Origin of the sequence: Saccharothrix sp. HUAS TT1 (genome assembly GCF_040744945.1) — a bacterium.
Lineage (GTDB): Bacteria > Actinomycetota > Actinomycetes > Mycobacteriales > Pseudonocardiaceae > Actinosynnema.
Map to the genome: position 1 here is coordinate 1,573,936 of NZ_CP160453.1, position 13,966 is coordinate 1,587,901.

Consider the following 13,966-nt stretch of genomic DNA (forward strand, 5'->3'; position numbering starts at 1 on the left):
CACACCCTCGCGTGTCCTACGCTCGGAACGCGAGAGTCCTACGTTCAGGACGCGAGAGTCCTACGCTCGGAACACCTGAGTTGAACGCTCAGAGCACCGGTTAGGGTCGTCGCATGAGTCGACCAGTCGCCCTGATCACCGGTGCGTCGCGCGGTATCGGCGCGGCGGTGGCCCGCGTCCTCGCGCCGACGCACGACCTGCTGCTGGGCGGTCGGGACGAGGGCGCGCTCGCCGAGCTGGCCGGCTCGCTGGGGTCCGCCCGGCCCTGGCCGGTCGAGCTGACCGACGCCGACGCCCTGGCCGCCGCCACCGCCGACCTCACCCGCCTGGACGTCCTGGTGCACAGCGCCGGCATCGCCGAGCTCGGCCCGCTGGCCGACGCCACCGCCGACGTCTGGCGCCGCACCCTCGACGTGAACGTCGTCGCGGTCGCCGAGCTGACCCGGCTGGTGCTGCCGCTGCTGCGCGCCACCCGCGGCCACGTGGTGCTGGTCAACTCCGGCGCGGGGCTGCGGGCCAACCCGGACTGGGGCGTCTACGCGGCCAGCAAGTTCGCCCTGCGGGCCTTCGGCGACGCCCTGCGCGCCGAGGAGCCGGACCTCCGCGTCACGTCCGTCCACCCCGGCCGCGTCGACACCGACATGCAGCGCGGCGTCCGCGCGCAGGAGAGCGGCGACTACCAGCCGCACCTCTACCTGCACGCGGACTCCGTCGCGCGGGCCGTCGCCACCGCCGTGCTCGCCGGCGACGACGCCCACTTCACCGAGGTCGTCGTCCGGCCGAGGCCGCGCGCCGACGGGTGAGCGGTCAGCCGCGCAGCCGGGCCGCCACCTCGCGCACGCCCGCCTGCGCCGCGCGCCGGTCCACGTTCGTGGTCTCGCCGTCGGCCACGACCTGCCTGCCCGCCACCCACACGTCCTTGACCCGCCGGGTGCCCGACGCCCACACCAGGTTCGCCAGCACCTGCTCGTCCGGCGCGTCCAACCCGGTGGCGAACGCCGGGTCGTCCACGTCCACGTGCACCACGTCGCCCCACCGGCCGGGTTCCAGCGCGCCGAGGTCGTCCCGGCCCAGCGCCGCCGCACCGCCCCGCGTCGCCAGCAGCAACGCGTCCGCCGCGCGCATCGCCGTGGCGTCGCCCGACGTCACGCGCGCCAGCAGCGCCGCCAGCCTGGCCTCCTCGAACAGGTCCAGGTCGTCGTTGGACGCCGGCCCGTCGGTGCCGAGCCCGACCGGCAGGCCCGCGTCCAGGTAGGACCGCAGCGGCGCGATGCCGGACGCCAGCTTGGTGTTCGAACCGGGGCAGTGCGCGATCCCGACCCGGTGCCGCGCGTAGATCGCGACGTCCTCCGGCGACAGGTGCACGGAGTGCGCGGACAGCACCCGCCCGCCGAGCACGCCCGCCCGCTCCAGCAACCGCGGCACCGAGCCGTGCGACGCCCGCTGCGCCAGGTCCTCCTGGACCGACTCGGCGACGTGCACCTGCAGCAGCGCGCCGCGCTCGCGCGCCTCGCCGGCGACCTCGCCCAGCGCCTCGGGCGACAGGATGTACGCCGAGTGCGGCCCGTAGCTCAGCTCGACCCGCTCGTCCGGCCCGAACCGCAGCCCGTCGGCGTCGATCCACCGGGTGATCTCGTCGGTCATCGGCCGCCACGGCATCCCCGGCAGGTCCATGATCGCCGCGCCGAACAGCACCCGCGACCCGGCCGCCAGCACGGCGTCCGCCAGCTGCTCGCCGTGGAAGTACATCTCGGCGCTCGTGGTCACGCCGTTGCGCAGCATCTCGACCGCGCCCAGCAGCATGCCGACCCGGATGTCCTCGGGCTTCATCCGCGCCTCGGCGGGCCACATCGCCTCGCGCAGCCAGCGCAGCAGCGGCAGGTCGCCGCCCATGCCGCGCAGCAGCACCATGGGGCTGTGCGCGTGGGTGTTCACCAGGCCGGGCAGCAGGATGCCGGTCAACCGGCGCACCTCGCCGGTGAACTCCGGCGCGTCGGCCGCCGGGCCGACGTGCGCGACCCGGCCGTCGACGACGTCGACGACGGCGTCGCGCAGGACGGTGCACTCGGGATCGCAGGGCAGGACGACGGGGGCGTGCAGGCGCAGCGACATGGCCCTGATCCTGCCCCACTCGATCGAGCTACACCCGACGTGGAGGCGCCGCGTCGCGCGGTAACCCGAAAAGAGGGTTTGACCTCCTGGGGCGGGTGTTCACCCGCCAGGTGGACGTAATCTCCGGGTCGTTGGGAGAGGTGGTCGTCCCGCTGATCCGGCGAAGGAGTGACTGTGGCTCGTGGTGTTGGGAGTGTCCGATCCGGCGAACGGCGCGGCAAGGGGCAGCCCGCGGTGGAGGTGCTGAGGTCGGAGGCCGACTTCACCGACCCGGGGCTGTCCCGGGAACGCCGGTGGCTCGGCCTGTTCCTGCTCGTGCACCTGGTCGACCAGAACGGTCGGATGGGCACCGCGTACCGCCGGGTGCTCCGGCACGCGGCGCGGGAACCGGAGCACTGGGCGCACGGCCGGTCGCTCGGCGCGGTGCGGGCCGAGGTGACCCGCTGGATCGGCCTGCACGCGCGGCCGGACAGCCCGCCGCCGTGGGAGCGGGTCGTGGACCTGCTCCGCGACGCCGTGCACCCCGCGCTCGCGGCCGACGTGCTGGCGACCGCCCGCTACCTGCACGAGCTGGCCACGGGCGCGACCGGGGTCGACCCGGCCCGCCACCCGCACTGGCTGGACCCGTCGGTGCGGGACGTCACCACGGCGATGATCGGCGGCCCCGCCTGGGCCCGCGACCACGGCCTGCCCGTCCCCGAGCTGCCGACCCCGGACGCCGGGCCCGCGCGGCTGGAGGTCGACAGCCCGCCGCGGCCGGAGGGCAGCGCGTACGAGCTGCTGTGGACGGTGGTGCGGGTGCACCGCGAGGCGCTGGCGCGGATCGCCGAGCTGGAGCACGAGCTGCGCAAGCTGCACGAGGAGAACGCCCGGCTGTCCGGTGACGTCACCAGCTGGCTGGGCGACTACCAGCCGAGCATCCCCGGCCAGGCCCGGGGGCCGCGGTCCCGCCGGCCGGTCGCCGACCGGCACCTGGCCCTGTCGGACCCGGCGGGCGCGTTCACCTACCCGCTCCCGGCGGGGCTGCCGGAGTCGCGGCCCGGCGCGCGCTGAGCGGCGGCGGGCGGCGGGCTTCACCGGCCGCCCGCGACGGGCAGCGCCGCCCGGACCTCCCAGCCGCCGCCCGCCCGCTTGCCCGCGCTGAACGTGCCGCCCAGCAGCTCGACCCGCTCCCGCATGCCGACCAGCCCGTACCCGCCGGTCCCGCCGGCGGGGCTCGCGCTCTGGGTCCGACCGTCGTCCGCGACCACCACGTGCACCAGGTCGTCCGAAACGGACACCGAGACGTCCACGGTGGACAGCCCGCCGGCGTGCTTGCGCGCGTTGGTCAGCGACTCCTGCACCAGCCGCAGCACCGAGCGCCCCAACGACGGCGGCACCGGCGTCGGCAGGTCGACGTGCAGCCGCACGGGCTGGCCGGACCGCTCCACGACGCCGCGCACGTCGTCGGCGAGGTCGTTGGTCGCCTCCGGCGCGTCGGCGTCCGTGCCGCGCAGCGTGCCGACCAGGCGGCGCATCTCGGTCAACGCCTCGTTGCCGCTGCGCACGATGATCGGCAACGCCTCCGGCGCGGCGCTGGGCACGGCCTGCGCGGCCTGCGCGTGCACCACCATCCCGGTCACGTAGTGCGCGATCACGTCGTGCAGCTCGCGCGCCAGCGCCATCCGCTCGGCGTGCTGCGCGGCGGCGACCTCGGCCCGGACGGCGGTCGCGCGCTCCCGGTCGCGGGCGCGGAAGTACAGGCCGGTGCCGACCGACAGGGCCAGCAGCACCGCGCCGCCGACCACCTGCTGCCAGGCGCCGGGCCCGGCGTACTCCTCCGGCCAGTGCCGCGACCAGTAGTCCGGCCGCACGGCCTGGGTGGCCGCCGCCACCGCGACGAGCAGCGCCACGCCCACCGCGGCGCGCACCAGCGGCGCCTGCCGCACCACCACCGCGACGATCGCCATCACCGCCGCGGTCTCGGAGATCACCAGGCCGCTGATCGCGGGCACCACGGGCGCGGAGTCGGCCACCCGCAGCACGACGGAGTTCGCGGCCACCGCGGTGGCGGCGGCCAGCGCGGCGTCGAACGGGCGCCGCGGCGCGAGCACGGCCAGCACGCACACCACGGCCGAGCCGGGCAGCTGCCACCAGTTCGGGTGGCCGAGCAGTTCGCCGCCGAAGAAGAAGAGCAGGGCGCAGCCCAACGGCCACTGGCGGCGGAGCAGGGTCCGCCACCCGAGGTGAGTGCTGTCCACGGGTCCTCACGGTAGGTGGTCGCGTCCCCCTGCGCGTCCGACCCCGGTCGGGCGGGGCATCCACCGGGAGGCTGACCCGAACGCCCGCCGAAACACACCAGTGGCCGATGTCGGATGACGAGGGCCGGGGTGACTCTTGAACTGCGAGTCGGGGAACGGAGGAACCATGTTCGGAGTGGTGGCAACTTGGGCGGGAGCGTTGCTGGGCCTGCTGGTGCTGGTCCTGATGGCGTTGGCGGGTGTGCTCGTCGACTCCCAGCGCTGAGCGGTCAGCCCCCGACGCGCTGCCGGAGCAGTTCGACGAGCCGTCCGGGTGAGTGGGGTCGGGTCGTCTCCGCGGGTGCGGGGGCGAAGCGGGTGGGGCCGCCCGCGCGGGCACGGCGGGCGGCCGCCGGGTCGAGCCGGAACGCGGGGCGGTTGCCGGAGTGGCGCTGCCGCGAGCGCAGCCACGACAGCCGGTGCAGCGCCTCGGCGTGGTGGTCGGTGATGGTGACCTCGGCGAGGTCGAACGAGTGCAGCACGGCCCGGTTCAGCTCCACCACGGCGCGGTCGCGCCACAGCGAGCGCTCGGTGGACGTGTCCAGGCCGAGGGCTTCGGCGACGGGCCTGGCCGCGCCGTAGGCGTTCTCGTCGGCCAGGCTGCGGGCGCCGATCTCGGCGCCGACGAACCACGAGTTGAACGGCGCGGCGGGGTAGGTGACGCCGCCGATGACCAGCCGCATGTTGGTGATCACCGGCACGGCGTGCCAGCGCAGGCCCAGCTGGTCGAACCAGGGCAGCTCCGGGTGCGAGATCGGCACCTCCTGCACCACGTCCGGCGGCACCGGGAACAGCCGCACGCCCTCGTGCGCGGTCTCCACCACCAGCGGCAGCAGGTCGAAGCGGCCGGGCGCGGCCGGTGGTCGCCAGCCCATGCCCCGCACGGCATCGGTGAACGCCCGGTAGCGGCGGTCGCCGGCGCCGTCGCCGTGGCCCGCGTACCGGACCAGCTGCTCGTTCCAGACGCACGGCCCCGGCGCGGTCGGGGTGTCCGGCGCGAACACCGTCACCAGCGGCCGGATCTCGCCGCCGTTGGTGGCCAGCCGCAGGTGCTCGACGCACTCGGCGGCCACGGCGGCGGCGTTGCGCAACCCCCGCAGGTCGCGGACCTTGAGCCGGCGCCACGGCACGCCGCTGGTGCACCAGCCGGAGTCGCGCAGCGCGATCCTCGCGCCGTAGGCCAGCTCCTCGCCGGTGTGCCGGTAGGCGCCGGTCGCGGCGACCTCGTCGCGGACCTGCGCCAGCCGCGGCCCGACGGGCCCGGCCTCGGGGTGGGCGATGTGGAACATGCGGAGGAAGCCCTCCGCCGCGTCCAGGTCGAACGTTATCGGTTCGTTGTCGACTACGGTCACGGGCGGCAACCGTAGTTGCGTTCCGCTGTCACGCGTCACTGCCAGACGGGGCACATCGGGTGATCAACAAATCCCACTCGATGTGGTGACGAAACCACTGGCCGTCGTAGCTTCGGCGGGTCAGCCCCGTGACTTCATGCCTCGGTCAGGTGAGTTCGACCCGTTCGAACATCAAGTCGTGGCTGATCCGGTCCTCCTCGACCGCCCGCTGCTCGAACTTGGTCACCGGCCGCCACCCCGGCCGGGGCGCCCACCCGTCGAACCGGTTGCGCAGCAGCGGCTCGGCCGAGCACACGTCGAGCATCTGCTCGGCGTACTCCTCCCAGTCGGTGGCCAGGTGCAGCGTGCCGCCGACGGCCAGCCGGCCGGCGAGCAGGCGCACGAACTCCGGCTGCACGAGCCGCCGCTTGTGGTGCTTCTTCTTGGGCCACGGGTCGGGGAAGTAGATCCGCACCTCGGCCAGCGCGCCCGGCTCGACGTGCTCGGTGAGCAGGTCGACCGCGTCACCGCGCAGGACCCGCAGGTTGGTCACGTCGAGCGCCTCGGCGCGCAGCAGGAGCTGCGCCAGGCCGGGCTTGTAGACCTCGACGGCCACGTAGTTGACGTCGGGCGCGGCGGCCACCAGCCGCGAGGTGGTCTCGCCCATCCCGGAGCCGATCTCCAGCACCACGGGCGCCTCGCGCCCGAACCACTCGGTGAACCGCACGGGACCGGCCGGGAGCGCCTTGACCTCTTGGCCCAAGCGCTCCCAGTGGCGGTCCCATGCGCGCTGCTGCCCCACGGTCATCCGCTCGCCGCGCTGCACGTAGCTGACGACGGAACGGTGGTGGGGCGGTCGCTGGTGGCTGGACGTCACGGGCGTACAGCCTAGGTGGTGCGCTAGGCGATGTTCTCCAGGTCCTCGATCTGCTCGCGCAGCTCGGCGGTGGTGAACTCGATGGCTTGGCGCTGACCGGGGCCCCGGTGCGCCGGGAGCAGGTCGACGAAACCGGTGTGCCGGTCCGTGAACTGCACGGTGGTCGGCTCCGCGGGCCCGTACACGCCGCTCTCCGACGGCACGAACTCCCAGTAACCGACCTCACCCTCGTTCGCCCACGGGACGAACACCCAACCCGGTCGGGCGCCCAGCAACCGGGTCACCTCGTCCTCGACGGCGAACGCCGCCGCGCGGGAGGCGATCCGGCCCCGGTCCAGGGCCCGGAGCCACCAGGGCGCCGGCGCGTCCGGACCGACCGCGCGGAACAGCGAGAGCACTTGTTGCTCGTCGGCCCGGTGGATCCAGGCGCGACGGGTCTGCGCGGGTGAGTCGGCGACACCGACCGGTCCCGCGGCTTCGATGGCGTGCGACCATTCCAGTGCCAACATCGGTTCGACGCGAAGGGCGTGGTCGCGTTGCCGTGGCAACTCCTTCGACCCGGTTGCCGAGCGGTCGGCGTTCAGATCTGGATCGAGCACCGTCACGGGTTCACCTCCGGTGGGTTCCTTGACGGGGGACAGCCGAATTCGCGTGCGGGCAGGCGCCCACCTCACGATTCGCGCTTTCCATCTGACCCGGTTCAGAAGCTCTTGTCATGGGGCTGTGCGCGAGTTCACGACGTCTTAACGAGCCGATTACTCCGCTTGCCCGAACCCGGAACTGTGAAACATCATTCAGCTGGAATATCTGTGATGCCGACCACAGGGGGAATCGGGTGACCGGGAGAGCGGTTGTCGTCGCGGTCCTGATCGCGCTGAGCGCGCCCGGCACGGCCGCGGCGCAGACGATCCAGGAGCAGCAGTGGCACCTGGCCGCCCTGGACGTCCGCACCGCGCACGCCACCTCGCGCGGCGAGGGGGTGGTCGTCGCGGTGGTGGACTCGGGCGTGGACGCGACCCGCCCGGACCTCGCGGGCGCGCTGCTGCCCGGCTCCGGGTTCGGCTCGGCGAGCGGCACGGACGGCACGGCGGACAACGACGGCCACGGCACCGCGATGGCGACGTTGATCGCCGGCCGGGGCGTGGACGGCGGCGCGCTCGGCGTGGCGCCCGGCGCGATGATCCTGCCGGTCTCGGTCGGCGCGGACGGCGACAAGTTCACCACCTCGTCCGTCGCCGAGGGCGTGACCTGGGCCGTCGACCACGGCGCCGACGTGGTGAACCTGTCCCTGACCTCGCTCGCGACCCTCACCCCGGACCTGCTGCGGGCGGTCAACTACGCGTTCGACCACGACGCCGTGGTGGTCGCGGGCACCGGCAACGCCGGTGAGGAGCACGTCGGCGCGCCCGCCAACATCAAGGGCGTCATCGCGGTCTCGGGCACGGTCGAGGGCAACGGGCCGTGGCCGGAGTCGAACACCGGGCCGGAGACCGTGCTCGCCGCGCCCGCGCAGCGGATCGTCACCGCCCTGCCGCTGGGGGTGTCCGACACCGGCTACGCCGAGGTCGACGGCACGAGCGCGGCGACGGCGCTGGTCTCCGGCGTGGCCGCGCTGGTCCGCGCCCGCCACCCGGGGCTGGACGCGGGCAACGTGGTGAACCGGCTCGTCACCACCGCCACCGACCTGCTGACACCCGGTCGGGACAACGCGACCGGGTTCGGCCAGGTCGACCCGGTCGCGGCGCTGACCGCCGACGTGCCGCCGGTGGAGCGCAACCCGCTGGCGCCGCCGCCGCGACCGTCCTCGACCGCGACGGCCCCGCTGCCGACGTCGGCCGGGAACGCGCTCCCCGAGCCCGGTCCGAGCGGCGGGACGGGGCTGCTGCCGGTGGTCGCCGGCATCGCCGCGGCCGTCGTCGTGGTGGCCGCGGCGACCCTGCTGGTGGTCCGCCGCAGGCGAATCCGCCGGGCGCCCGTTCCGGTCGTGACCGAAATCCCGCCGCCGTCCGACGACTTCTGGCGCAGCGACCGGTTCTGAGCGCTCCCGGCGAAATCCGGGCCGTTTACCCGACCCGGTGACGGGGCGTCAGTCATTCGGGCGCGTGGTATTCCACGGATTCCTTCGTGAGTTGCATGAAGGCTTCCTCCAAAGAGCCGAGCTGCGGGCTCAGCTCGTGCAGCGTGATGCCGTTCGCCGCGGCCAGCTCGCCGATGGCCGAGGGCTCGACGCCGTGCACGACGAGCGCGCCGTCGGACGCGGCGTCGGCGACGCGGGCCCGGCCGTCCAGCAGCTGCCGGAGCCGGTCGAGCTGCGGCGAGCGGACGCGGACCGTGTCCTCGGTGGCGTCCTTGATGAACTGCTCGGTGCTGGTCTGCGCGATGAGCCTGCCGCGACCGATCACGATCAGGTCCTGCGCGGTCTGCGCCATCTCCGACAGCAGGTGGCTGGACACGAACACGGTGCGCCCGTCGTCGGCGAGCCGGTGCATGAACCGGCGGATCCAGAGGATGCCCTCCGGGTCCAGGCCGTTGACCGGCTCGTCGAACATCAGCACCTCGGGGTCGCCGAGCAGCGCGCCCGCGATGCCCAGGCGCTGGGACATGCCGAGGGAGAAGCCGCCGGCGCGGCGCTTGGCGACCTGGGTGAGGCCGACCATCTCCAGCACCTCGTCCACCCGCGCCACCGGGATGCGGTTGGAGCGGGCCAGCCACTGCAGGTGCGCCCGCGCCGACCGGTTGGGGTGCACCCACTTGGCGTCCAGCAGCGCGCCGACGACGCGCAGCGGTTGGCGCAGCGACCGGTAGTCCCGGCCGTTGACGGTGACCCGGCCCCTGGTCGGGTCGTCCAGGCCGAGGATCATCCGCATGGTGGTGGACTTGCCCGCGCCGTTGGGGCCGAGGAAGCCGGTGACCCGGCCCGACTCGACGGTGAACGACAGGTCGTCCACGGCGACGGTCCTGCCGTAGTGCTTGGTGAGGCCGGTCGCTTCGATCATGACTTCTCCCGTCCGATCTAACGCTCGTGGCGAACCTAGAGCAGGAGAGCCCGGGCCACCCCCCGAAGGTGACCCGAGCTCCCCCTTCCAGCCGACCGCGCGCCGACCCCCGATGGCGGGCGCGCGGTCCCCCTCACGCGTCCCGCCGCTTCACCACGACGAGCGAGATGACGTACACCGCCAGCGCGATGGCGGCGAAGTAGGCGAACGAACCCCACGGGCTCAGCTCGCCGATCGCGGGCGGCCCGGCGCCGTTCGGGATGTCGCTCGCGTCCGGGTCGCCGAAGATGAACTTCCCGACCACGGTGAACGGCATCCACTTCTGGATGTCGTCGCCGATGTTCGGGATGAACCCGATCACGCTCTCGATGACCAGCGCGAACACCAGGATGATCGACACGGCGCCCGCGGTCTGCCGCACCAGCGCGCCGACGCCCAGGGCGAGCAGCGCGCCCGCCGCGTAGACGAGGCCGACGCCCGCGACGTGCCGCCAGTCGTTGGCCGAGGTCAGCGCGAGCTGCGAGGTGTCGTCGGCGAGCAGCCAGCTCAACCCCCACGACCCGAACGCGGCGGCCTCGCCGACCAGCGCGGACAGCAGCATCACCACGACGGCCTTGGCGACCAGCGGCGACGTGCGGTCCGGCACGGCCTGGAACGTCGACTTGATCGTGCCGAAGCGGTACTCGGTGGTGACCGCCAGCGCGGCCATCACCATCACCACGTACAGGCCGAACGTGTGCGTGAACACCGCGCCGATCACCGGCAGCGGTCCGGTCCAGTTGGCCGAGATGAGCGCGGTGAGGCCGACGGTCAACCCGAGCGCCAGCAGCATGCACCACCACGGCGAGCGGGTGGAGAAGAGCTTGATCCGTTCAACGGCGAGCAGAGTCATCGGTGGTCACTTCCCCGTCTCGGCGAGTTCGGCGTGGTACTCGACGGAATCGCCGGTGAGCTGCATGAATGCCTGTTCGAGCGAACCGCGTTGCGGGCTCAGCTCGTGCAGCACCACGCCGCTCGCCGCCGCGATGTCCCCGATCTCGTCACTGGTGGCGCCCGAAACGGTGAGCGACCCGTCCGAGTCCTCACGCACGGTGAAGCCCTTGTCCACCAGCATCGCGCCCAGCTTGTCCGCGTGCGGGCTGCGCACCCGGACGGTGTTCTCGCTCGACCGCTCCACGAAGTCCGCGGTGCTGGACTGCGAGATGAGCTTGCCGCGGCCGATGACCACCAGGTCCTGGGCGGTCAGCGCCATCTCCGACAGCAGGTGGCTCGACACCAGCACGGTCCGGCCCTCGGCGGCCAGGCCCTGCATGAACCGGCGGATCCAGAGGATGCCCTCCGGGTCCAGGCCGTTGACCGGCTCGTCGAACAGCAGCACCCTCGGGTCGCCCAGCAGGGCGCCCGCGATGCCGAGGCGCTGCGACATGCCCAGCGAGAAACCACCGGCGCGGCGCTTGGCGACCTTGGTCAGGCCGACCATGTCCAGCACCTCGTCCACCCGCCGGTCGGACAGGCCGTTGGACTTGGCCAGCCACTGCAGGTGCGCCCGCGCGGACCGGTTGGGGTGCACCCACTTGGCGTCGAGCAGCGCGCCCACCGTGCGCAGCGGCCGGTCGAGCTGCGCGTACTGCTTGCCGTCGATCAGCACCCGGCCCGCGCTCGGCCGGTCGAGGCCGAGGATCATCCGCATGGTGGTGGACTTGCCCGCGCCGTTGGGGCCGAGGAAGCCGGTGACCCGACCGGGTTCGACGGTGAACGACAGGTCGTCCACCGCGACCGTCTTCCCGTAGCGCTTGGTGAGGCCGATAGCCTCGATCATGGTTTCTCCCCTGGAAGGCACATCCCCCGAACTGGGCTCAACCCTGCCCGGTTCCGGCGGCTCGCACATCGGTCTGTAGTTGACTCGTCGGTGCGACTTCCGTCTTATCGTCCCCGCTACCTCGGTTGTAGTAATCCGTGTTCACCCTGAGTTGTTCCCCGGGGATTCACCGGGTGACTCTCAGGGAGGGGCGTCCTCAGGCGGCGAAGTACCGGTCCAGCACGGTCGCCGCGCCGTCGTCCAGGATCGTCCCGGTGACCGAGTCGGCGACCTCCTGGACGGTCGCCGGCGCCTGGCCCATGGCGACGCCGTGCGCGGCCCACCGCAGCATCTCCACGTCGTTGGAGCCGTCGCCGATGGCCAGCGTGTCCTGCTCGGACACCCCGAGCGCGGTCCGCAGGACCTCCAGCGCCGCGCCCTTCGTCACGCCGGGGGGCGACAGCGTCAGCCACGGCTCGTTGTGGTCGCACGACGCCGTCACGCCCGGCAGCTCCACGTCCAGCAGCCGCAGCGCCAGCTCCGCGGGCGTGCCGCCGAGCCAGCGCATCACCAGCCGGGACGTCGGCGTGGCCGCCAGCTCGGCGAACGACACCTCCCGCACCTCGCCCCACAGGTCGCCGTCCGGGAACCGGCCGAGCGACAGGTTGCCGACGCCGGTCAGCTCGACCGCGAACACCGAGTCCGGCAGCTGGGCGCGCAGGCGCTCGACCGACGGGCCCGGTTCGAACTCGACCTTCCGGACCACCTCGCGGGTGTCGGTGTCCCACCAGACCGCGCCGTTGGAGCAGATCGCGGTGGTGCCGCGCAGCCCCAGGTCGTCGATGATCGGCCTGGTCCCGACGAGGCTGCGGCCGGTGGAGAGCACGACGTGCGAGCCGTGGCCGACCGCCCGGTCGATGGCCGCGCGCACGGCGGGCGCGACGTCCTCGCGGCCGACTGGCGTGATCGTGCCGTCGATGTCCAGGGCGATGAGGCGGGGTCTCCAAGTCACTGACGTCACCCTACTGGGCGATGGTTACTGAACCATGGTTCAATAACCGGGTGGCACGACCGAGGACGATCACGGACGAGCGGCTGCTGACCGCCGTGGCATTGGTGATCGGGCGCAAGGGCCCGGGGTTCACCGTGGCCGACGTGGCGGAGCTGGCCGGCGTCTCGGTGGGCACGGTGGCCGGGCGGTTCGGCTCCAAGAGCGGCCTGCTCCAAGCCCTGACCAAGCAGGTCATGGCCGGGAACGTGGAGCGGATGCGGGCGGCGGCGGCCGGCGCGGCGGACCCGGTCGACGGGCTGCGGGCGGCGCTGCTGACGTGGTTCGAGGGCATGACGGACCCCGTCGAGGCGCAGAACCACCTGGCCCAGCTCGGGGTCGACCTGATCGACCCGGAGCTGCGCGCGCTGCTCGCCGAGCTGTACGAGGCGACCGAGCGGACCGTGCTGGAGCTCACCCGACGGGTGGACCTGCCGCACGGCCCGGCGCCGGAACGCGCGGCGCGCGTGCTCACCGGGTTGCTCCACGGCGTGTCGATGGACTGGTCGGTCCGGCCGCGCGGCGAGCTGGCCGACCGGCTGGCGCAGGACGTGGACGCGGTGCTGGACGCGTGGAAGGGGAGATGAGTGGACGGCAAGGCGCTGGACGGCAAGGTCGCGGCGGTCACGGGGGCGACGCGGGGCGCGGGGCGCGCCATCGCGGTCGAGCTGGGCGCGGCGGGCGCGACGGTGTTCGTCGGCGGTCGCTCGACGCGCGGGCGGAAGTCGCCGATCGGGCGGGACGAGACGATCGAGGAGACGGCGGAGCTGGTCACGGCGGCCGGCGGCCGGGGCGTCCCGGTGCGGTGCGACTTCACCGTGCCCGAGGACGTGGACGCGTTCCGCGCCCGGATCGAGTCCGAGGTGGACGGACGGCTGGACGTCCTGGTGGACGACGTGTGGGGCGGTGAGGCGGACACCGAGTTCGAGGTCTTCTGGGAGCAGGACCTGGACAAGCAGCTCGGGCTGTGGCGCAACAGCGTGCAGGCGCACCTGGTCACCCTGCACCGGCTGCTGCCGCTGCTGGTCCGCAGGCCGGGCGGGCTGCTGGTCGAGGTCACCGACGGCGACAGCGACGAGTTCTACAGCGGGTCGCTGGCCTACGACTCGGTGAAGGTCGCGATCCGGCGCTTCGGCACCGTGCTGGCGAAGGAGCTGGAGGCGTTCGGCGGCACGTCGGTCGCGGTCACGCCGGGGTTCCTGCGGTCGGAGCAGATGCTGGAGCACTTCGGCGTGACCGAGCGGAACTGGCGCGACGCGATCGCCAAGGAGCCGCACTACGCGATGGCCGAGTCGCCGCACTACGTGGGGCGCGGCGTGGCGGCGCTGGCCGCCGACCCGGACCGCAACCGGTTCACCGGCAAGGCGCTCGCGTCGTGGACCCTGATGCGCGAGTACGGCTTCACCGACCTGGACGGCTCGCAGCCGGACTGGGGCCGCTGGTACGAGGAGGTCTTCAAGGCGGGCGTCGACCCGACGACGGTGGACGCGTCGCGCTACCGGTGACGCGCCGCCGGTCCGGTCCG

At 73.4% G+C, this 13,966-nt stretch carries 14 protein-coding genes; 5 read left to right on the forward strand and 9 right to left on the reverse strand.

Translation table 11 applies throughout. The annotated features are described in order from the left end of the window. Nucleotides 1-113: 113 nt before the first annotated feature. A complete protein-coding gene (locus AB0F89_RS07695; protein ID WP_367133986.1) occupies nt 114-803 on the forward strand; it encodes an SDR family oxidoreductase in 690 nt (229 codons plus the stop codon). Between the two features lie 4 nt (nt 804-807). Here AB0F89_RS07695 and AB0F89_RS07700 read toward each other — a convergent pair whose 3' ends face one another. Further along, complete coding sequence (locus tag AB0F89_RS07700) at nt 808-2,112, reverse strand: amidohydrolase family protein (protein WP_367133988.1); 1,305 nt, start codon at nt 2,110-2,112, stop codon at nt 808-810. A 174-nt stretch (nt 2,113-2,286) separates the two neighbouring features. Between AB0F89_RS07700 and AB0F89_RS07705 the strand changes: the two genes are divergently transcribed. Then, entirely contained in the window at nt 2,287-3,165 is an 879-nt protein-coding gene (locus AB0F89_RS07705; protein ID WP_367133990.1) for a hypothetical protein, read from the forward strand. A gap of 20 nt (nt 3,166-3,185) precedes the next feature. Here AB0F89_RS07705 and AB0F89_RS07710 read toward each other — a convergent pair whose 3' ends face one another. The 4 genes from AB0F89_RS07710 to AB0F89_RS07725 all read right to left on the reverse strand — a co-directional run bounded on the left by AB0F89_RS07710 (nt 3,186) and on the right by AB0F89_RS07725 (nt 7,108). After that, the gene (locus AB0F89_RS07710; RefSeq protein WP_367133992.1) at nt 3,186-4,352 is read right to left on the reverse strand and encodes a sensor histidine kinase; all 1,167 of its coding nucleotides are present in this window, start codon (nt 4,350-4,352) and stop codon (nt 3,186-3,188) included. A gap of 269 nt (nt 4,353-4,621) precedes the next feature. Then, nucleotides 4,622-5,743, reverse strand: coding sequence for a nitric oxide synthase oxygenase (locus tag AB0F89_RS07715; protein WP_367133994.1), 1,122 nt, complete (start codon nt 5,741-5,743; stop codon nt 4,622-4,624). Between the two features lie 145 nt (nt 5,744-5,888). Further along, the gene (gene trmB / locus AB0F89_RS07720; protein WP_367138761.1) at nt 5,889-6,530 is read right to left on the reverse strand and encodes a tRNA (guanosine(46)-N7)-methyltransferase TrmB; all 642 of its coding nucleotides are present in this window, start codon (nt 6,528-6,530) and stop codon (nt 5,889-5,891) included. A 92-nt stretch (nt 6,531-6,622) separates the two neighbouring features. Beyond that, complete coding sequence (locus AB0F89_RS07725) at nt 6,623-7,108, reverse strand: hypothetical protein (protein WP_367133996.1); 486 nt, start codon at nt 7,106-7,108, stop codon at nt 6,623-6,625. Between the two features lie 326 nt (nt 7,109-7,434). Here AB0F89_RS07725 and AB0F89_RS07730 point away from each other — a divergent pair, with 326 nt between their 5' ends. Then, on the forward strand, nt 7,435-8,637 hold the full coding sequence (locus AB0F89_RS07730) for a S8 family serine peptidase (protein ID WP_367133998.1): 1,203 nt from the start codon (nt 7,435-7,437) through the stop codon (nt 8,635-8,637). Nucleotides 8,638-8,689: 52 nt separating this feature from the next. Here the strand turns inward: AB0F89_RS07730 and AB0F89_RS07735 are convergent, their stop codons facing one another. The 4 genes from AB0F89_RS07735 to AB0F89_RS07750 all read right to left on the reverse strand — a co-directional run bounded on the left by AB0F89_RS07735 (nt 8,690) and on the right by AB0F89_RS07750 (nt 12,405). Next, the gene (locus tag AB0F89_RS07735; protein ID WP_367134000.1) at nt 8,690-9,595 is read right to left on the reverse strand and encodes an ABC transporter ATP-binding protein; all 906 of its coding nucleotides are present in this window, start codon (nt 9,593-9,595) and stop codon (nt 8,690-8,692) included. A gap of 133 nt (nt 9,596-9,728) precedes the next feature. After that, complete coding sequence (locus AB0F89_RS07740; RefSeq protein ID WP_367134002.1) at nt 9,729-10,487, reverse strand: hypothetical protein; 759 nt, start codon at nt 10,485-10,487, stop codon at nt 9,729-9,731. Between the two features lie 6 nt (nt 10,488-10,493). Then, on the reverse strand, nt 10,494-11,414 hold the full coding sequence (locus tag AB0F89_RS07745; RefSeq protein WP_367134004.1) for an ABC transporter ATP-binding protein: 921 nt from the start codon (nt 11,412-11,414) through the stop codon (nt 10,494-10,496). A gap of 196 nt (nt 11,415-11,610) precedes the next feature. Continuing rightward, nucleotides 11,611-12,405 (reverse strand): HAD family hydrolase, encoded by a 795-nt coding sequence (locus AB0F89_RS07750; protein WP_367134006.1) that lies wholly within the window; start codon nt 12,403-12,405, stop codon nt 11,611-11,613. 50 nt (nt 12,406-12,455) lie between these two features. Between AB0F89_RS07750 and AB0F89_RS07755 the strand changes: the two genes are divergently transcribed. Then, a complete protein-coding gene (locus tag AB0F89_RS07755) occupies nt 12,456-13,028 on the forward strand; it encodes a TetR/AcrR family transcriptional regulator (protein ID WP_367134008.1) in 573 nt (190 codons plus the stop codon). 15 nt (nt 13,029-13,043) lie between these two features. Continuing rightward, a complete protein-coding gene (locus tag AB0F89_RS07760; protein WP_367138763.1) occupies nt 13,044-13,946 on the forward strand; it encodes an SDR family oxidoreductase in 903 nt (300 codons plus the stop codon). Nucleotides 13,947-13,966 lie beyond the last annotated feature (20 nt).